The sequence below is a fragment of the Sphingobacterium tabacisoli genome (genome assembly GCF_017908035.1).
GTDB classification, from domain to species: Bacteria; Bacteroidota; Bacteroidia; order Sphingobacteriales; family Sphingobacteriaceae; genus Sphingobacterium; species Sphingobacterium tabacisoli.
Genome location: NZ_JAEQMU010000006.1, coordinates 203,077 through 223,968 on the forward strand (window position 1 = coordinate 203,077; position 20,892 = coordinate 223,968).

Consider the following 20,892-nt stretch of genomic DNA (forward strand, 5'->3'; position numbering starts at 1 on the left):
AAATAGCCCTTAGAAACTAAAGGCTATCCATATCATTATTACCCTACTGCTATGGTATCTTTCTCTTGAAGGTGATCCAACAAACTCGGATTCTTTATATTACAGGTTTTTAACAGATCACGCACTGGATATTTAGTCACAACATCCTGCAGTGCTGCCAAGTGCTTACCATGATGTGTATCCGTTCCTACAAAATCGTACATCCCCGACTTAATCATCGTAAGAGCTGCTACCTTTACCTCCGTTCCATAATAGCGACTTATCGACAATAGATTCAACTGCAACAGACATCCAGCATCCTTGATCTTCTTGTACATATCAAAATTATAATGATAATAGTTATAACGCTCTGGATGGGCTAAGATTGGCTTATAACCTAGGTTATGGATATCTAATATCGTTTGGAACAATGCCTTTGACTCCGAAAGATACGACATTTCTATCAATACATAGCCCCCTGGCATCACACAGAGATTATCCTTCTTAACCAGTGCCTCCAAACCGTCATCAATCATATGTTCAGCCGCTGCATATATCTCCACCTTGCTATCCGAGTTTTTCAACTCCTTGCTCAATAAACTGTGTGCGCCACTTATAGTCGATTTTGTATTGGGGTGCACGCCTTCCATAATATGGGGAGTACAGATAAATTTTTCAAAGCCCATGCCGTGCAACCCCTTAATTAAGGACATAGACTGTTCTACAGACTGACTACCGTCATCAATACCCGGTAACAAGTGATTGTGCATATCCACTTCGAGAAAGGCCAGCTTACCCAGTGTCAAGACCTTGGTTTCACTCTGTGTTTTACCAAATAACTTTGAAAAAATCCCCATTATATTTCAATAAAATTAAGTTTATGATGATATAACTATAAACGTAATAATTTGTTTTTCGCTACAAAGGTAGTTATGCAAAATAGATCTTTAACCTATTTAATTAAAAACTTGATCAAAACCCGTGCCATATCGAGACAAATACAACGTTACATTGTACAAATATAGTTAACATTAATTAAATATTCAATTCAAATTGTACAATATCGACTCCAAATATAAAAGCACTACCTTAATAGGTAGTGCTTTCACCATTCATAAAAGAATTTATGATATTATTTCTTACGGAATATTCCTTTAATCTTACCCATCAAACGCGCCCTTAGCGATTTATTTCCCATATCTCCATAACCGTAGCCATAACCATAGCCGTAGCCATAACCTTTCGCAAAATCCACATCATTCACCACTACCGCCATATTCTTAAGCTTACCTTGGGCATAGAGCTCTTTTGGCACATTCAATAAACGTTTATCCAGGTAGTTTGCTCGAGACACATATACGGTCAGATCTGCATTATGCGCGATCAGCAACGTATCCGTTACGAGGCTCACAGGGGCGGTATCGACCAATACATAATCATAGTGCTCCTGCCCATATTTCACGATATCATCAAAATGACCATTCATCAACAGCTCTGCCGGGTTAGGTGCGATATAGCCTGAATAAATAATATCAAATCGATAATTATCCGGTTGCTTGATAATGATATTATCGATATCCATATCCGGATTGATCAGGTACTGGGTGATGCCCACGTTGGTATGCTGTAGATGGGACAATCCCAAATAATCCAATACCTTCGGCGAGCGTATATCTGCTCCCATTAATAAGACCTTCTTACCCGACATGGACAGAATACGTGCTAGATTGGTCGACACAAAAGATTTCCCTTCACCCGAGGTAGTTGAAGTAATAAATATCACTGCCGAGTCCTTTTTGGCTCCTAACATAAAGGAGATATTCGTCCGCAAAATACGGAAAGCCTCCGCCAGGGAAGAGCGATCATTCTCCCGTACAATAGGATCTGATGAAGTCGGTACCTCGCCTAGAATCGGAGCCGATAGCACCGCTTCGATATCTTTACGCGACTGAACCTTATTATCCAGTAAGAACTTGATGTATAGCACGCCAAAAGGAAGCAATACACCCACAATAAGCGCTCCTAAAAGAATAATCATCTTCTTTGGAGCCACCGGAATATCCGAACCATAAGCTGCATCAATTACTTTTAATATATCCGGCCTCGCCGCTGCCTTGATTTCATTCTCTTCCCGCTTTTGCAAAAGGAATAGATAGATAGACTCTACGATCTGTTGTTGACGCGAAATATCCTTGAAACCAAGCTCTTGCCTTGGCACTGCTGAGATACGACCTTGTAACTGATTCTTCTTGGCTTGAGCACTATTCAGAGATAATTTCAATACCGATTGGTAATTGTCCAACGAAGTCATGAGGTTACGATTCAGCGAACGGATATTCTCACTTAGGTTTTTCACAACGGGGTTATCTACCGTAGAGCTTTTTAATAGGTCTTCTCGTTCGAGTACTAGCTTATTATACTCCGACAGTGCTTTCTCAATCGACATATCCTGTAGCCCTATATTCGATGGTAACAGCTGTAAATCCGAGTTGGATTTGATCGACTCTTTCATATAGTCGGCCAGTTGCAGTTGTGTACGTTTCTCCAACACATCTTTGTCCGCTTCAGACATGGTCTTAAGATTCAGCTCCGCCTCGGCCATTAGATCCGTGAGATTGTTATTCGCTTTAAAATCCCGAACCTTCTCATCTGCCGAATCCAGATCTTTCGAAATCAGCTCCAACCGTGTCGATATAAATTTCGATGTAGCTGCTGTTACCTTATTTTTATCATCCGAGACATCATTATTATATTGCGCAATCAAGCTATTAATAATAAGTGCAGATTTCTCTTTAATCGGCCCTGTCAATGAAAAATTAACAATGTATGACTGTTTTTCTGAGCTGGGCGTTATCTGTACATCCTTTTGCAACCCATCGATTGTTTTATCGACCGATTGCATCACTACCTTTACAGTTTGTCCTATCGCTTTGGAGAAATCCACATTCGGTGTTACTACAATCTGACCAAAGTTCGTATTTACATTTTTTCCAAATTCGTTTTTTTCTTCCTCAACCCCATTTTTTTCAACCAAAGAGAACGTAGTGTTATCTACTATCTTTATCGTAAAAGAACCAGTTTTATTTTGGTTTTTAATTTGGGTCGCCATCACCTTTATGGGCGATCCAGAAACAAGCACTTCAGTCTGTTTTATCTTTCCCTGTACGAAATAGCTGTTCTGTAGACTATGCTGCTCGATCACTTTTCGGAGTATACGCCTCGACTTGACAATCTCAATCTGATCAATTACGTAAGCAGACTGTCCCCCTCCACCGGTCAAGCTACTCAATTCAGCCAGTCCCGCCATCTCACCAGATGCCTTATCCTCCTTTTGCAAAAGAATCTTCGCGTCCACCTTGTATTGCGAAGTACTATATCGTAGATAGAGAAAAGCAGCCAAGATGGCCAGTACCAACGATATCACAAACCATTTCCAATAATAGGCATACTGCTCTACCAACTGTTTCAGATCAATCTCCTGCTCTTCTGTATCAGCAGCTTTGTATTTATTTTGATTATCCGTCATTATTATCGTCTGCTATTCGTTACGACCAAGGTTAATATAGAGATTACAATAGAACTTACAGAGATCCAGACATTGGTATTTTGCCCCAAGTTCGAGTTACGCACCTGCGAACCATTCGGTTCTACATAGATTACATCATTCTGTGCCAAATAATAATAGGGTGAGTTCAATATCGAATCCGACAACAGATTTAGACGCTCCATTTTCTTCTCCCCATCTTTCTCCCGGATCAACAACACATTGCTCCGCACCCCTTTTATAGTCATATCCCCAGCGAGCCCCAGCGCTTCCAACACCGTCACTCGTTCCTGAGGCAACGTATATGTACCTGGTTTAGCGACTTCACCCAACACTGTAACTTTAAAATTCGCGAAGGTTAGATTCACTCCCGGATCAACAATATACTGTTTCAACTTAGACCTCAACAAATCTCGAGCCTCCAACCTGCTTAGCCCACCTACTTTAACTTTGCCCAAAACCGGAAAATCAATTTCCCCATCTGCATCGACCAAATAAGTAGGTTTAAAAGCCATATCAGCGCCAGTTCCCCCAACAGCCTGATAAACATTCTGTTGATTAAAAGGCATAGTAGCCTTTACATCAGCGGCAGACACTGTAATTGTCAACAAATCCTCTTGTTGTATACGAGGTATATATTTTGCCTGTATTCTTTCTAACTCCACTTGAGAAGGTTGCAAATACACAATATTCTTACGTGATGCGCAAGAAGCAAAAACTAGAAACACCAGTATAGTAATGTAAATTTTATTCATTAAATCAAGTTTAAAGCTTGTAGACAAAAATCAATCCAGTTCTGCGGAACCAACCACAAAAGTAAAATATTAATAGTAATAATAAAATACAAATTCCCCATATTTGACTTGTGTTTGGAGTTAACTAACATATTTCTTAATCAAATAGGCCTTTCCTAGCAGATATAATACTGACATACCTAATAACAAAACAATAGCAAAAAACATCTGCATATTTACACTCTCCTGTGCCATCCGAATAACTAATAAGCCAATCAATAGCTGAACAGCCCCATACAAAAATGAGACTAGCAGCTTATTGACTCTAGCTTCATTGCCTAAATATTGATAGAGATGAGAACGATGCGCTTTAAATATATTTTCTTGAAGATAGAGTCGGCGAATTATTGTCCATACCGCATCAATCCCATAGACGGCCAAGAAAAGAATATAGATCAGGTTTCCAGTAGTCAGAATAAGAGTACCTAGCGCAAATAGCAAGATGTAGGCTATCGCTACCGACCCCACATCGCCCGCAAAGCATTTCGCTTTTGTACGGAAGTTGAAGAAGGCAAAGACTAGCAATCCCAATATCGTATAGATCAGATAATCCGATGCTATAAATTCAACCTTTTCATTTACTAACAACAACAATCCCGCTACTGCCAAGCTATAGCAGACCGTGATTCCGTTGATCCCATCCATAAAGTTGTACGCATTGATCACCCCCACTACAACCACAAATCCGATCAGCAAAAAATACCACGGCATTTCAAAAAGCTCCCACTGGTAAGCCATTAAAAGCACCGACGAAAAATGCACCAATAGACGCATCTTATTGGACAGTGTAAATACATCATCCAAGAAAGAAACCACCGTCATCATTGTCAACCCCAAAAAGAACCAAGGGTATTGAAATCCAGATAAGATAAAAAATGCCAGAGCTCCAAAATAAAATATCACTCCTCCCCCCCGCAAAGTAATTGTGGTATGGGAAGAGCGTTCATTGGGCTTATCAATAATATTAAATCGATCCGCTATCTTAAAATAAACAAGCTCTAATACGAATAGAGCAATAAAAACTAATGCGTATATCATTATAAGTTATTTTGACATTGTTGTCATTGCGAGAAAGAATGACGAAGCAATCTACTTTATTACCCCTCCTTAAAACTCTTTATAGTCTTCTCCAAACCCTCTTTTGCCGTTAACGGCAATTTCTTAATCCCCAACGCTTTCTTTATCTTTTCATTGGACACCAAAAGGTCACTAGTCATCTTTTTAAGGCGCTTGCTATTTAACGGCATCGGCAACACATCCCCGACTTTGGCAATTAGCTTTACCAAAGTCTTTGGCAAAGCTAAATTAGGCACATTCTTTTTTGTCTCCTGTTTGATGACAGCAATGATCTCCTTTGTGGAAATCGGTTCATCATCAGCAATATGGTATATACCCGACTTCAACTTATCTGGATTCTCAATAATCCTCTCAATATAGTAGCAAAAATTATCAATCGAGATAAAAGATCGTTTATTATCAAATGATGAAAGCGGATACGGAATTCCTTTAGAAATCAATTTATACAACAAACCTAGATTGCCCTTATCCCCCGGTCCATGAACCATAGGTGGACGCAAGATAATTAGCATCTTCCCTTCAGGAATGACCTGTCCCAACAACCACTCTTCCGCTTCTCGTTTAGACCGTCCATACCAAGAAATAGGATTACAAGTATCAGTCTCTTTTAGTTGGACTAATGACTCAGATTCTTCTAGCGCGGCTATTGAGCTGATATGTATTAGCAATATCGCTGGTGACTGGATGAACTCTTGATAAATCTGCTTCGTAAGTTCTACATTAGCATATTGGTAATCATGCTCAGCAGCAACCTTTTGATGATCATGTGCTTTGCCAACGAGGTTGACAATAATGTCCGCAAAAGAAAACTGTTTCTCCCAACCGTGAGGACGAAGAGATACACCAGTAGTATTATCTATTGTTGCCAGAAGATTTTTCCCAATAAATCCAGAAGATCCAATCACTAAAACTTGCATTGCTTAATTTTCTAAAACATTATCCCAAACGGCTGTTGATTTTAAACCAAATACTTCCTCTATCCAACCTTTTATAGACATACTTTTGTAAAGATCTTCATCGATTGGAACAAATTCAGTTTCAAAAAAACTCAAATCATATACTGGGTTATCACGATTTATAATCCATATATTTTTAGAATTATAAAAAGGATATTTTTTCACGTCCTCATTTGTTGTAATTAACTTTCTACCAGCACCCAGCGACTCAAACGTCCTCATCGTGAGTCCCTTCTGCCCAGGATGATTAATATCTAAAATAACCTTAGAATTATTATAGATTGAAATAATATCATTGTGCGAGAGACTTTTAAAAGAAATTTTTGACTTATCAAAATCTTTAAAAGATTTTTCAATCAATTTTTTTATCCTAAACAATAACTCACTAGGAGAGAAATAAAATGTAAAAGCCTTTAATCTATTTTCATTGCACCAAATTTTTGCATCCTCCGCTATCTTGTACCTATCTGAATGCGCCGTTCCAATAAAAGCCAAATCATAAATAAACTGTTCTTTATTATTCCTATACAAATTCGAATAATCGGTTGCGAAAAACAATGGCCTAAATCCAATTTTATATTTAATGGAGTCATTACTATCAAACGTATATTTTGAATCAAATAAATTCAAGATATCTAATCCGTTTTTATTGTTCTTAAATGAATCATATGTATAATAGATCAGTTTGATTCCTGGATTGACGTTTCGCAGAAATTCTATAAAAAAAGGAGGCACGGCTTCTCCTTTTATTAGAAGAAAGTAATCAAACCTTTTTTTTCCAATTTCTTCAATTATTTTTTTGTAATAAGATGTAATCTTTGTCTTATATACTTCTCTTTTCAATCTAATGATTGCTTTAGAGAAAAAGGAGTTCGAAGGGCGCTCATCGTATAAAACAACAGTTGCCCCCATATTTTCTAATTCTTTTTTTATAAGCAACTCATAATTAAAGAATTTGACCGAAATTAAAAGTACATTTTTATCTTGCAACATTCAGCTTACTTGTAAAGTCCCTTTGCTTTCATTTCATCAATTGACTTTTGGTATTGGTCTTTTTCAACTTCTTGAGTATTCACCCAGGCTGTAAATTTTGCTAACCCTTGGTCAAAAGAAACTTTTGGTTCAAAACCTAATGTAGCTTTGATCTTTGTTAAATCCGCATAATTATGACGGATATCTCCTAAACGATAATTACCTGACACTGTAACAGGGACATTTACACCATAATTCTTAATTAAACCATTTGCTACCTCTAAAACATTTGTAGCGACACCAGTCCCAACATTGAAAACTTGATTATTAGCCTCATCTTTCTCCAAGCCCAAGATAGTAGCGTCTACCACGTCATCAATAAAAACAAAGTCACGTGTTTCTTTACCATCTTCGAAAATGTTAATTCCATTTCCGTTCTTAATTTGAGTAGAGAAAATAGATAAAATTCCTGTATAAGGATTTTTAAGTGACTGTCCTGGACCATATACATTTTGGTAACGAAAAGCAACTCCTGCAACTCCTATTGTAGGACATACAGTTAAGACCATTTGTTCTTGATTTTGTTTTGTAATACCATAAACAGAGGACGGATGAATTTTCGACTCTTCGTCCGTTCCGACTAATGTTAAAGCAGATGAACCGTTATACTTAACTTCAAAATCACCTTGATCCATATAATCTGCAGTACGCTGTGTCGGATACACTGCACCAAGTTCCTTACTCATATACTTGCCTTCTCCATAGATAGATCTTGAGGAAGCCACTACTACTTTTTTAACACCGTGTTTTGTGTTCACCAATAGATCCAACAACAAAGCTGTACCATTAATGTTCACATCGATGTACTTTTTAACTTCGTACATTGATTGCCCCGTTCCTGTCTCTGCAGCATAATGTACAATAGCGTCTTGTCCCTCTATAGCCTTTTCCCAATCCTCTTCTGAAGTCACTGTACCTAATATAAACTTCACCTTATCCTTTATACTTAAATAAAGAGGAGATGTTTCTGTAGGATTATTTCCATGAATTTGCGGAGATAAATTATCTAATACTGTAACAGTATATCCTTTAGCGATCAACTTTAATGCTAAATTAGAACCAATAAAACCTGCTCCACCTGTGATAAGTATATTTTTCATATCAACTTAGTTTTCTATTTTTTCCCATCTTTGGGTTTCAAAATTAAATTTTTTAATCGCTTTTGCTGGTGAACCTACAGCAATTACATTTGCGGGTAAACTTTTTGAGACCACCGAATTCGCGCCCACAATTGTCCCCTTGCCTATTCTAACTCCTGGTAAAACAGATACAAATTCTCCCAACCAGACATTATCCTCAATGACAACCGGCTTGGAAAACAACTTTCTATCATGTGGTATAGAATCTGGTGAAGAATCATTTTCGTCTCCTGCATAACTCCCATGTGAACAATCTGAGATGTATATTTTACTAGCAAATAATACATCGTTACCTATTTCCACCTTTTCCATAGCTGTAATATGCACATAATCATTCATTTGAAAATTCTCACCAAAAAACATCACTTTTTCATTCTTTTTCGGGTATGCTTCGACCCTACAGCCTACTCCCGTCGTAAATCCTTTAGAAACTTGAATAAATTTTTTCCCCCTGATATCGATCGGAAAACGAATTATCCGAGCGTCTCTAAAAACAAACAGAGTTCTGATTTTACTATAGCCAAGAGATAACAACTGAAGAAACGAATATCTTTTCAAGAGTTTCATATTAACGTAATTTCACTATTATAACTCTCCGAAAATATTTCAATAAAGAATAACAAACTGTTGAAGCATACATTGCAGTATTAATCCAACCCTGTGTATATACAAATTTCAAATTCTTTAATTCTCCCTTTTCCATTTCTTTTAAATTTGCGCTCAATCCACTTTCTCCAAAACCAGCTTTGCCATCTCCAAAAAAAATCAAGTTTCTATTCAAAAAATAGCAATTAAATAGCTTTGCCACTCTCATAAAATAATTACCTTCTTCAGCATATCGCTGAGTTTCATCAAACCATCCAACATTATCTAATACTTTTCTTCTGAAAAGAATTGTTGAAGGTTGAAAATAGTTTTTGAATAGTAACATTTTGAACTCTATCTTTATCAAACCTCCAATTGCCTTATTCTTTAATCCAAACCCTTCAAATGAGGCCCCTAAAAAATCTACTTCCGAATTATTATTAAATATTTCCAATTGGACATCAATTTTTTCTTCATACCAAGCATCATCTGAATCTAAAAGAGCAATAAAATCTCCTGTCGCATTTTTCAACCCTGTATTCCGTGCTCTAGACACCCCTCCATTCTCCTGATTAATCAGCTTAATCACAGAGTCTGGATTCCTTATTTTAAAATCTTCAACGACTTTAGCGGAACTATCTGTAGATCCATCATTTACCACTATAATCTCAAAAGTGCCTTTATATGTCTGGTTGATGACAGAGCTTAAAGCCCTTTCAATCGCTTTTTCTGAATTATACATGGGTATTACCACTGATATTTTCACACCCCCTTTAGTTTCTATTTCCATAACTTTTACTTAGCCTTTCCACAAACATTCTAACTCTTCAATCTTACGATTAAGGTTATAATTAGACAAGGCATATCCAGAAACAATTTTGGAATCAAATGGTTTGTTATATGCTTCAACTAATTTATCATAAAAATCACCGCTTTCCCTGACAGAATTTGAAAGATATCCATACTTTCCATTCTTCAAAATATCTATCCCCCCTGATGTTGGAGTGGAAACAATTGTTTTCCCTAAAACAAGACTTTCTAACAAAACCGTAGGAAAAGCTTCGGAGAAAGAAGATAGAACGATTATTCTAGCCTGCTTAATATAAGGGAATGGATTAGACTTCACTCCCAATATTTTAACCTCAGATTCTAAACCTAATTCTACAATACGTCTTTTCATCGAATCTAATTCTGGCCCACCTCCTACTATCAACAGTTTCACAGTAGCAAAGCTCTGATTGAATAACTTAAAAGTATCTATTAATAAACTAATATTTTTCACTTTATCTAACCTTCCCACAAATAGAATATAATCATCAGGGACATCGGTAATAGGCAAGAGCGCTTGTTCTTGAATATAGTTCATATCAACCGGATTAGATATCGTAACTACATTATCAGGTCTATTATTAAAATCATTTATAAGCATAGACCTTATTCCCTCAGATACAGCTACTACCTTAAAACAACGGGGGTATATATATCTTGGTACAAAAGTTTTTATAAATGTCATCTTTAAATAATTCTCATAATAATTATGTTGTGACGTAATTATTTTGGATGAAATACCACTTAACACTTTCGCTATGTAAACCATCATTGTCGCTTCATTTGCGCAAAGAATAATATCAGGCTTATTTTTCTTAAAGAAACCAACTAAAGCAAACAAAGCTTTCCTCAGCCTTGTAACTCCTAAATTTTCAAACACTAAATAGCCATAAGATTGAGACTCAAAGTCCCCTTGGTCGGATAATGTTAAGTAAGTCACCTCATATCTCTTCTCCGCCAACCCTCTGGCATACGTTAACAATATACGCTCTATTCCACCAATATTCAGTGTAGGTGTAAAAACAACTATTTTTTCCATGCTCTATGTAAAAACCTATTAAGCGAAGCCAATACTAATGCCCAAATCACAAACCTCAATGGATGTAAATACCCTGCTCTCACAATGAATATTGCATTTCCCAACATTGCACTTAGAATGACAACAGAATAATAATCAAAATCTAAACTTCTAAAAGACCACTTATTAACACAATACCCTAAAAAATACATCAAAACAACAACTCCTACAAATCCAAAGGCTAAAAATAGATCAGCTATTATAGTAGTACCTAGACCTATTTGAAATTCTTCCGGCGTTCCCGCATTCAAAAAAGTATAGTCTGTTAACAAGGATGCTGAACCTAACTTTAACTCAGGGAAAGACTCGTGTATAAGTGAAGGCAAGAACGGAATTGAGCCTGATGCATCAATCACCATTGTACTACCATAAGTATAATCATTTTTATCAACATACTCTAGTGCTGCATAAGTATTTCTCATAGGAATTGTCAAATCGAGAATTAACATAATGGGATTTGTTAGCTCGAAAGACTGCCTACCTGTTCGAGTTTGTTGAATAATCCACATCAAAACTATTCCTACAGACACAAAGATTAGAAATTTTTTAAAACTAATTTTCTTAAAAAAAAAAGCATACAAACAAAGAACAGGGAGTAGGATTTGACTAGCGGCGGTCCTATTTCCTACTCCCAAAAGTGTGCAAACCAAAAAAAACATACCAATAAAGGTAATCCAGCTAATTTTATAATTTACATCAATTTTCTTATTGTAAAACTCCGTACCTATTAATGCCATTGCAGTTGTAACTAACAACAAAAGAATATACTTTACAACAATTCCCGATTCACCTTTAACACTAGTATTATATTCAGATCGATAATAGTCAATACCGCCAAAAGCGATAAAAGAAATTATAAGAATAAATACCAACGCAACTAAAAAATTTGTTTTAATAACGAACGGTCTTTTTATCTGTTTCTTTAACGGGATAGGCACTAAACTACCTACCATATAAGATTGTAAACCTATTAAAAACAGCAGATTCCCTTTATTAATATACTCCACATCTACGGGGAAACCTAAGAAAATAGCGCTAAAAACTTCTTGATTATTATAAAAGAATGTGGTCGAGAAACCAACCAGACAATATACAGCAATAAAAATTGTATCAAAATCTAGATAATTTTTTTTCTGCTTTGCTTTGAAATAAATGTAATTTGACAACAACATCAAGCTAAAACATGTGTAAAAAAGAGGCATAGATACTACACTCCTGAAAGGAATAATTAGGTAAAACACTAACGTTAAAAACAATAATGTTGACAACAATATCCTAGATATCTTTAATCTTTTTTTCGACAATTGCATTTCTCGAGTTTCTATTCTGATCTCCTATTAAGACTATTACGTTTGCAAAACAACCCTAATTAACTTCTGTTAAATAGCTTATTTTTCAGAAAAAACATCTTTCTATATACAGCTCTGTAAACTAAAAACATCCCTATATGTCCTCCTTTCAAAAACGACAAACTTATTTTATCGCGAGTTAAAAGGAAAGAAGTGTTATGTATACTATTCACTTCCGAAAATAACTTATTCCCTTCAGCAACGTACATTTTATCAGCAAAAAAAAGGATATCTAATTTCTTTCTTAATTTACCTTGCAAAAGCGCCTCTTTATAGGTATGAAAGTCCTCTTTCCCTTCAAAAAAAGTAGTCAAGTCATTCAAAGCAAAAACAATACTATTAATACTCTTCATCGATATTTTTTTTGTAGTGTAAGAGTTAGGATTTGTCTGTGAGTAATAGTACAAAGGAGAGTTTACTTTGGCGATATTATTAGCATAATAAAACAATTTAGGGATAACCATATAATCTTCTCCTAAATCCACTCCCTCCTCTGCTTCAATATTATTATCTAAATACATTGTTTTTCTCACTAATTTATTAACAATTCCCATCATTATTTCTGCAGAAAGTATCGATCTAATTAAATCTATTTTGTTTTCTCCAATATTAATTAACAATGGTTGTGAAGTCTTTTCCCATATCAAATGAAAATCACACACCACAATATCTGCATTTTCTTTTATTGCCTTCTCATAGAGTAACTCGACAGCGTTTAGCTCTAAATAATCATCACTATCTACATGCAGTATATAATCTCCTGTAGCATTAGAAACCGCTGTATTTCTAGCTGCAGCTAATCCCTTATTTATATCATGATTGATAATTCGTACCTGAGACTGTCTTTTTGGATATTTCTCTAAGACACTTTTTAGTATCTCAACCGAAAAATCTTTCGTACAGTCGTTTACAAACACGAACTCGATGTCCTCGAATGTTTGTTCAAATAACGAAATAGCACAACGCTCAATAAATTTTTCAACTCCATATATAGGAACAAGAATAGAAACCATAGGACTAGAAGACTTATTCAAAAGATTTGATTTTATTAATTAACCATAGTACTTTAAAACATTTCATTTTGAAATATAATTAGTTTTTAGCCCAAAAGTTATTTTTGTCCTAAAACTATTCATATCCCCTTAACCTTTTATACCTATCAATACCTATCAATCTCTTGATAAAATTATAAATGGCTCTCTTTCTTTTATATCCCTTTGGAAGCCATGAGCCTGCAAAATGATGTATACAATGACTATTATCAGTTAAAGTAATCACCCCATTTGTCCATTCCTTTGGGCAAAAATAATCATGAGGATAAAAAGCAATATAATTCGAAATCTCTTGATACGTATTGTTCAGAATAATCCCCTTTTGCTCCATCAGTTTTGTTATGATAGTTACATTCGTTTCAAGAATAGGGTTATTACTACTATCTAAAAACGATTTGTCATTATAATAACTTAGCATGTCACTTACCCATTCCCCGTCTTTAATACTAGCCATGATTCCCGTCGGTATTAAGTTGTTGCTCTCAAAGCCAGAAAATGCGGCATGATGTAAAAAATCATCCAAAGGCTTGAGTACCTCTACATCACTGTCCAAATAAACACCTCCTTCACTTTTTAAAGCATACAATCTAACGACATCCGTAACGTAAGCATATTTCTTGTTATCATACGCCTCTCTAGTATATTGACAGAAATCTAAATCAAAATTTGACTCATTCCATTGCTTTACTTCATATTCTGGCAAAAATGTCTTCCAAGATTCAATACATTTTTCAGCTAACTTTGGAAGTTCATTACCTCCAAACCAACAATAATGAATAGTTTTTGGTATCATATTTATAGATTTTTTTTTAGATATAGATATTGAATTATAGTATGAAAAATATAGCTTATTAAATATGCTATACTTAAACCAACAGCCCCTAATTGATAATATTTAATTAACAAAACACTACTTGACAACAAAATAATAGCCCAGATAGTGTTCACAAAGAAACCTAACCACATTTTCCCTTGACTTGCAATTCCTTGACCAATTACATTATTCATGGCTATTAAGGCAGTAGTTAAAAACATAACTATCATTGGCACCAAAGCATCATTATATTTATCTCCATAGAGGTAGATAATTAATGGGGACAATCCACAGAAAATAAGAGAAAGTATAATTCCGAGATATAAATTTATTTTTAAGTTTTTATTAAAAACAATTCTATAGTCTACCTTATTATCTATATTAGACGCTAGCATAGGTAATACGATTTGGGATAAAGCAGATGGTATAAACAAAATCGTGTTCCTCCACTGGTTTGCAATATCGAAATTAGCCATTTGTTCATATCCATTAGATTGATTTACTAAAAAATAATTACACAACCAAGTAACAGGAGCAACCATTAATCCTGCTAAGATAGCTGGCAAGCTAAAGCTCCAAAGAATATCTAGTTCTTTAAAATTTTCTCGACTGAAGATACTTACCGAAAAATCGTTATAAAATGATTTTTTCAAGGTAAAAAAGTTAAGCAAACAACTAAGGACGTAGTTAAACCCAAAAGCAATAATCACCATGTCTAATCCATAATATCTTGATGACACAACCAATGCTATTGAAGAAGCAACTCCAGCTATGGCACTGTTTACAGATAATTCTTTAAACTTTTCAATTCCAGCTAAAATACCACTTTGAACACCATTAAGTGATGAAAAAAAAAGTATAAATGAACTTATTCTAATTTCGGCACCTAAACGGGGGGCATTTATTTGGACAGCTATTTCTTCCGATAACAAATAAATCAAAAAAGAAAAAAATAAACTTATAATTATCGCAAAGAGATTTGATAATCCAACAACCCTTTCGACCTTTTTTACATCAGTATTTTTGTATTGCGCGATATATTTGGTTGAAGTCATCCCTAACTCTAACCCTGCAAACATGGCAAACATTAATATTGTTGATTTTATTATTCCAAATTGACCATACTCTTCTTTGCCCAAATAACTCGTCATCAAAATCGTAGCAATCAAAAGGACAAATTTCGATATTATATTGCCTAACAAAATCCAAAAACTTTGACTGAATATCTTTTTATTAATACTCGATGACAAAATCTTCGATTTTAATTTACAAATCATCTTAATCATTGAAACATTTCAGCTGTCTCATAAAATCAACAATCCTCGCACAAGCTTTCCCATCTCCATAAGGATTATGAAGCTCACTCATTCGCTGATAAATACTATCATCTGACAAAAGAGCATTAGTCTCATGAACTATCTTATTCTTATCTGTACCAACTAGAATTACAGTACCAACTTTAACTGCCTCAGGACGCTCAGTTGTATCCCTCATAACCAAAACAGGCTTTCCTAAAGACGGAGCCTCTTCTTGAACACCTCCTGAATCGGTAATAATTAAATAAGACCTATTCATCAACCATACGAACGCAGGGTATGCCAATGGGGATATCAACCTTATATTAGATACACCTTGCAGAAGGTCATGAACAGGCTTCTGTACATTTGGATTTAGATGAACTGGATATACAATTTGCACATCACTGTTTGACAGTGCAATTTCTTTTAACGCTTGACATATGTTAATAAAGCCTTGTCCGTGATTTTCCCTACGATGTCCAGTAACTAAAATAACACGCTTGTCGATAGATATTAATGATTTTAATCGCTCTATCTCTTCATTATGAATCACATTTACGCGTTCAGAACTGTCTAATAGAGCATCAATAACAGTATTGCCTGAGACAATTATATTGGCTTCATTTATATTCTCTGCTAAAAGATTAACTTTTGACTCTTCTGTTGGCGCAAAATGAAAATCCGCTATCCGACTAGTAACCTGCCTATTAAGCTCTTCTGGAAATGGAGAAAGCTTGTTATGTGTACGAAGTCCTGCTTCGATATGACATACTTTAGCCCCGGAATAAAAAGCAGCTATACCAGCGGACATTGTAGTAGTAGTATCACCATGTACATAAACAAAGTCTGGCTTGAATTCCTCCAATACATCCTTCAGTCCCATTAATATATCAGCTGTTAGTGAATAAAGATTTTGATTAGGTCTCATTAGATTCAGATCATAATCCGGAATAATATTAAAAAATTCCAACACTTGATCTAACATTTCCCTATGTTGCGCGGTAACACATACTTTCGTGTCAAAGGCTGCATTTCTTTTTAGCTCTTTTACTAAGGGTGCCATCTTAATGGCTTCTGGCCTGGTACCAAAAATTAACAAATGTTTTGTCTTTCTCATCTCTACTTAAGCTTTACAAACTTTTACTAAATACTCTCCGTACCCACTTTTACGTAATGGCTCAGCCATCTGTACAAGTTGCTCTTTATTAATCCACCCCATCCGATAGGCTACTTCTTCGATTGCACCAATCTTCATACCTTGTCTCTCCTCAATAACCTGAACAAATAGTCCTGCTTGCATCAGGGACTGTATAGTTCCTGTATCTAACCATGCTGTACCTCTATTGAATACACCGACTTTCAGTTTACCTCTCCTTAAATACTCTGCATTTACATCCGTAATCTCTAATTCACCACGATGTGATGGTTTTATATTCTTTGCAATCTCCACGACATCATTATCGTAAAAGTACAAACCCGGAACAGCATAATTGGATTTAGGCTCTGTAGGTTTCTCTTCGATGGAGACCACTTCATTATTTTCATTAAATTCAACAACGCCATAACGCTCCGGGTCAGAAACCTGATAAGCGAAAACTACTCCTCCATCTGGATTCGCTGAATCTTGTAATAATTTGGACATTCCTGACGCATAGAAAATATTATCTCCTAATATCAATGCTACTTTATCCTGTCCAATAAACTCTTCGCCCAAGATAAAAGCTTGCGCTAATCCATTGGGAGAAGGTTGCTCCTTGTACGAGAACTTACAACCTAATTGCGAACCATCCCCTAAAAGTTTCTCAAAATTAGGCAAGTCCTGTGGTGTTGAAATAATCAATATTTCATTGATCCCTGCCAACATCAACGTAGATAAAGGGTAGTATATCATCGGTTTATCGTAGACCGGCATCAGCTGTTTGGATACGGCCAATGTTAAAGGGTGTAATCGAGTACCGGAGCCTCCGGCTAGTATTATTCCTTTCATTTTTTTCAGATATTAGTATTTAGATGTTAGTATTTAGACTTAGAGCCCCAATACCAACGTCTTACTTTTTTATTCCTATAATTTATTTAACATCTGCACCAGGCTCTCTCTCCAATCTGGCACTTCTACTTTAAATGTACGTTTTATCTTTGATTTATCTAATAATGAATACTTTGGACGCTTTGCTGGGGTTGGGTACTGTGTCGTAGGAATAGGATTGATTGTACAATCGAGTCCTTTTATTTCTCTAATTGCGACAGCAAAATCGTACCAGGATATCTCGCCTTCATTAGAATAGTGGTACAGTCCTCCTACCCAATCCTCACCTTCAATAATATCTACAATCGCTTGGGCTAAGTCCTTGGCGTAAGTGGGTGACCCAACCTGATCGTTAATAACGGAGATCTCGTCTCTTTCGGTCATTAGACGGATCATGGTTTTCACGAAGTTATTGCCATAGGTAGAATACACCCATGAAGTACGAATAACAATAGACTCTGGATGCCATTTCAGAATAGTCTGTTCGCCTTTCAGCTTGGTCAGGCCATAGGTATTGATTGGATCTACAGGAGCATCTTCCGTTAAAGCGATATCCGAATTCCCATCAAATACGTAATCGGTTGAGATAGCAATCAATTTTGCGCCATTCAACCTACAGTATTGCGCAATCTCTTCCGAGGCTAAATGATTAATCGCATCTGCCAACACAGGTTCTGATTCTGCCTTGTCAACAGCAGTATAAGCGGCCACATGGATGATCAAATCGGGTTGATACATTCCCAAGATATCCTGAATAATCAGGGTCTGGTCTAAAGGGAGTTGTTTACGGTCCAAAAAATAGGTTTCGTACCTTGAATCGCTTTCAAGTATATCTCTTAATTCTGAACCGAGTTGGCCATTGGAGCCAGTAACTAAAACTTTCATATGTATATTATGTTAGAAAGTGAGAGAGTTAGAAAAAGTTAAGGCGTAATCGCTTCCAAACTCTTTATCAACTTTGATAACATCCTTTTTATAACGTTTATTTTATGTCACTCAAGCTCCCGAAGTTCGGGACAAGACTGTGACGGGCTCATCCTTTTTTTTTGCAAAAAAAGGATGGAAAAAACTCGTCGCTTGATATTTTTGAATGTGTGGATAGTGAACTATCAAACAAACTCTGCTATTTTCAAAAATATAGGCGACATTTCATTAACTTGTACAGCAGTAGCTTACTTTACTAATTCCCTTCCAAATACTTCCTTAAAACTCGGCGCTTCTTTGTCTTTATCTGATAATAACATCTCCTCTACAGGGATCTGCCAGTCTACCGCTAAATCTGTATCCAATGGATGTACGCCACACTCGGATTCTTTATTGTAGAAATTATCGCATTTGTAAAAGAAGGTTGCTGTTTCGCTCAGTACGACAAACCCGTGCAAGAAGCCACGTGGAACGAACAACTGCAGGTTGTTCTCTGCGGAAAGTCGTACCGCAACGTACTCTCCAAAAGTCTCAGACCCCGGACGGACGTCTACTGCTACATCCATTACTTCCCCTTCCAGTACGCGCACCAACTTGGCCTGCGCATGCTCGCTACCTTGGGCATGTAAGCCACGAAGAACTCCTTTTGTAGAAAAAGATTGGTTGTCCTGCACAAAGTGTGTTTTCATACCAGTCAATTCATTAAAAGTTTTCTCATTAAAGCTTTCCATAAAGTAACCACGGCTATCTCCAAACTTTGCCGGTTCTAGTATATAACAGTCTTTTAATTTTGTAGGTGTTATTTTCATCAAAGTTATCTTGTTAACAAGTGATCCAGATTAGTTATATTGTTTAGCATAATAACTCTGATACTCCCCAGAGGTTACGTTGTCTAGCCATTCCTGATTAGAAAGGAACCAATCGATGGTGATGGACAATCCCTGTTCGAAAGTTACAGATGGCTTATAGCCTAATTCTTGGTTAATCTTCGTTGCATCAATGGCATAGCGTAAATCGTGCCCTGGTCTATCTTTCACAAAGGTGATCAATTGGGTTGCCGTACCTTCTGGTCTTCCCAACTTCTCATCCATCTGCTTACACAGTTCTTTGACCAAGTCAATATTCTGCCATTCATTGAATCCCCCTACATTATAAGACTGTCCGTTCTTACCCTGATGGAATACCAGATCAATCGCCTTGGCATGGTCGATAACGAACAACCAATCGCGCGTAAACTTACCGTCACCATAGATTGGAAGCGGTTTATTATTTAAGATATTATGGATACAAAGCGGAATCAGCTTTTCTGGAAAGTGATTTGGACCATAATTATTAGAACAATTCGTTAGAACTACCGGCAAGCCATAGGTATCCTGATAAGCGCGAACGAAATGATCCGAAGATGCTTTAGACGCCGAATAAGGAGAATGTGGATCATAAGCAGTTTCTTCAGTGAATAAGCCTGTCTCTCCTAATGTACCATAGACCTCATCTGTAGATACATGATGGAAACGTTTCCCTTCAAAATCATTCTTCCATATCTCACGAGCGGCATTTAATAGATTGACCGTACCGATCACATTGGTCATCACAAAAGCTGACGGATCGGCAATTGAGCGATCGACATGCGATTCTGCGGCAAGATGTATCACCCCATCGGGTTTATACTCCTGAAAAACTTCCATTATATGCTTGGCATCCGTAATATCAGCTTTTACAAAGGTATAGTTGGGTTTATCTTCAATATCTTTCAGGTTCTCCAGATTACCTGCGTAAGTTAAGGCATCTAGATTGACAATGCGATATGCAGGATATTTATTTACAAATTCACGTACGACATGGGAGCCAATAAACCCTGCACCACCTGTGATTAATATAGTCTTGTTCATTTAATTTATATTCTCTCTAACTCTTTTTGCAAATAACAATTCCATGAGAAATGTTACCCCTTCCCATTTCTTAAATTTTCTTTATCCGCGACAATCTTACGTAGCCCTGAGCTTGAAAAGCGGTGATCACGGCTATTAAAATACAGTTCAATCCCCTTCTCCTCACAGTACTGGCGACCTGTAAAGTCTCTATTTTCATATTCATCTCCTACAATACGGACATCCAATTTGAAAGAACGTAAGATATCTTCCAGATCCTGCTCTGTAGAATAAGGAACGATTTCATCCACATACTGGCAACCTCTCAATTGGATATAACGTTCCACAACAGTCTGTGTAGGTGCATTCTTCTCCGGTCTGTCTAAGGTTGGATCCATCTGTAATCCACAGATCAAATAATCACACTGACGCTTTGCTTCTGCCAGCATCATGATATGTCCCGCGTGCAACAGGTCAAAAGTTGAAAAGGTAATTCCCACCCGTGGTCCGGGATTGTAATCCTGTTTTTTCTGTACTATCGTCTCCATA

General features: G+C 36.4%; 20 protein-coding genes. All 20 read right to left on the reverse strand.

Annotation, left to right across the window (positions count from 1 at the left end):
* Positions 1 to 38: 38 nt before the first annotated feature.
* Positions 39 to 836, reverse strand: coding sequence for a tyrosine-protein phosphatase (locus tag JKG64_RS19595; protein WP_210355964.1), 798 nt, complete (start codon positions 834 to 836; stop codon positions 39 to 41).
* Between the two features lie 275 nt (positions 837 to 1,111).
* Positions 1,112 to 3,505 (reverse strand): GumC family protein, encoded by a 2,394-nt coding sequence (locus tag JKG64_RS19600; RefSeq protein ID WP_210355965.1) that lies wholly within the window; start codon positions 3,503 to 3,505, stop codon positions 1,112 to 1,114.
* 2 nt (positions 3,506 to 3,507) lie between these two features.
* Positions 3,508 to 4,278: a polysaccharide biosynthesis/export family protein gene (locus JKG64_RS19605; RefSeq protein WP_210355966.1), complete on the reverse strand. Its 771-nt coding sequence runs from the start codon at positions 4,276 to 4,278 to the stop codon at positions 3,508 to 3,510.
* A 120-nt stretch (positions 4,279 to 4,398) separates the two neighbouring features.
* On the reverse strand, positions 4,399 to 5,355 hold the full coding sequence (locus tag JKG64_RS19610) for an MraY family glycosyltransferase (RefSeq protein ID WP_210355967.1): 957 nt from the start codon (positions 5,353 to 5,355) through the stop codon (positions 4,399 to 4,401).
* 59 nt (positions 5,356 to 5,414) lie between these two features.
* Positions 5,415 to 6,311 (reverse strand): NAD-dependent epimerase/dehydratase family protein, encoded by an 897-nt coding sequence (locus JKG64_RS19615; protein WP_210355968.1) that lies wholly within the window; start codon positions 6,309 to 6,311, stop codon positions 5,415 to 5,417.
* Between the two features lie 3 nt (positions 6,312 to 6,314).
* Positions 6,315 to 7,343, reverse strand: coding sequence for a CgeB family protein (locus JKG64_RS19620; protein ID WP_210355969.1), 1,029 nt, complete (start codon positions 7,341 to 7,343; stop codon positions 6,315 to 6,317).
* A 5-nt stretch (positions 7,344 to 7,348) separates the two neighbouring features.
* Complete coding sequence (locus JKG64_RS19625) at positions 7,349 to 8,482, reverse strand: NAD-dependent epimerase/dehydratase family protein (protein WP_210355970.1); 1,134 nt, start codon at positions 8,480 to 8,482, stop codon at positions 7,349 to 7,351.
* 6 nt (positions 8,483 to 8,488) lie between these two features.
* Positions 8,489 to 9,088: an LbetaH domain-containing protein gene (locus JKG64_RS23265; protein ID WP_210355971.1), complete on the reverse strand. Its 600-nt coding sequence runs from the start codon at positions 9,086 to 9,088 to the stop codon at positions 8,489 to 8,491.
* Between the two features lies 1 nt (position 9,089).
* A complete protein-coding gene (locus tag JKG64_RS19635) occupies positions 9,090 to 9,896 on the reverse strand; it encodes a glycosyltransferase family 2 protein (RefSeq protein ID WP_210355972.1) in 807 nt (268 codons plus the stop codon).
* 9 nt (positions 9,897 to 9,905) lie between these two features.
* Positions 9,906 to 10,973: a glycosyltransferase gene (locus JKG64_RS19640; RefSeq protein WP_210355973.1), complete on the reverse strand. Its 1,068-nt coding sequence runs from the start codon at positions 10,971 to 10,973 to the stop codon at positions 9,906 to 9,908.
* Positions 10,961 to 12,322: an O-antigen polymerase gene (locus JKG64_RS19645; RefSeq protein ID WP_246512698.1), complete on the reverse strand. Its 1,362-nt coding sequence runs from the start codon at positions 12,320 to 12,322 to the stop codon at positions 10,961 to 10,963. The genes JKG64_RS19640 and JKG64_RS19645 overlap by 13 nt, the downstream gene beginning before the upstream one ends.
* 59 nt (positions 12,323 to 12,381) lie before the next feature.
* Positions 12,382 to 13,395, reverse strand: a complete 1,014-nt coding sequence (locus JKG64_RS19650) for a glycosyltransferase family 2 protein (protein WP_210355975.1) — start codon at positions 13,393 to 13,395, stop codon at positions 12,382 to 12,384.
* Between the two features lie 94 nt (positions 13,396 to 13,489).
* Entirely contained in the window at positions 13,490 to 14,206 is a 717-nt protein-coding gene (locus tag JKG64_RS19655) for a glycosyltransferase family 32 protein (RefSeq protein WP_210356145.1), read from the reverse strand.
* A gap of 2 nt (positions 14,207 to 14,208) precedes the next feature.
* Positions 14,209 to 15,477, reverse strand: coding sequence for an oligosaccharide flippase family protein (locus JKG64_RS19660; protein ID WP_210355976.1), 1,269 nt, complete (start codon positions 15,475 to 15,477; stop codon positions 14,209 to 14,211).
* A gap of 28 nt (positions 15,478 to 15,505) precedes the next feature.
* Positions 15,506 to 16,642 (reverse strand): non-hydrolyzing UDP-N-acetylglucosamine 2-epimerase, encoded by a 1,137-nt coding sequence (wecB, locus tag JKG64_RS19665; RefSeq protein ID WP_210355977.1) that lies wholly within the window; start codon positions 16,640 to 16,642, stop codon positions 15,506 to 15,508.
* 6 nt (positions 16,643 to 16,648) lie between these two features.
* Positions 16,649 to 17,512 (reverse strand): glucose-1-phosphate thymidylyltransferase RfbA, encoded by an 864-nt coding sequence (gene rfbA, locus JKG64_RS19670; RefSeq protein ID WP_210355978.1) that lies wholly within the window; start codon positions 17,510 to 17,512, stop codon positions 16,649 to 16,651.
* A gap of 75 nt (positions 17,513 to 17,587) precedes the next feature.
* On the reverse strand, positions 17,588 to 18,436 hold the full coding sequence (rfbD, locus tag JKG64_RS19675) for a dTDP-4-dehydrorhamnose reductase (protein ID WP_210355979.1): 849 nt from the start codon (positions 18,434 to 18,436) through the stop codon (positions 17,588 to 17,590).
* A 287-nt stretch (positions 18,437 to 18,723) separates the two neighbouring features.
* Complete coding sequence (rfbC, locus tag JKG64_RS19680; protein ID WP_210355980.1) at positions 18,724 to 19,284, reverse strand: dTDP-4-dehydrorhamnose 3,5-epimerase; 561 nt, start codon at positions 19,282 to 19,284, stop codon at positions 18,724 to 18,726.
* 30 nt (positions 19,285 to 19,314) lie between these two features.
* On the reverse strand, positions 19,315 to 20,364 hold the full coding sequence (rfbB, locus tag JKG64_RS19685; protein ID WP_210355981.1) for a dTDP-glucose 4,6-dehydratase: 1,050 nt from the start codon (positions 20,362 to 20,364) through the stop codon (positions 19,315 to 19,317).
* Positions 20,365 to 20,417: 53 nt separating this feature from the next.
* Positions 20,418 to 20,891, reverse strand: a complete 474-nt coding sequence (locus JKG64_RS19690; RefSeq protein ID WP_210355982.1) for an adenylyltransferase/cytidyltransferase family protein — start codon at positions 20,889 to 20,891, stop codon at positions 20,418 to 20,420.
* Position 20,892 lies beyond the last annotated feature (1 nt).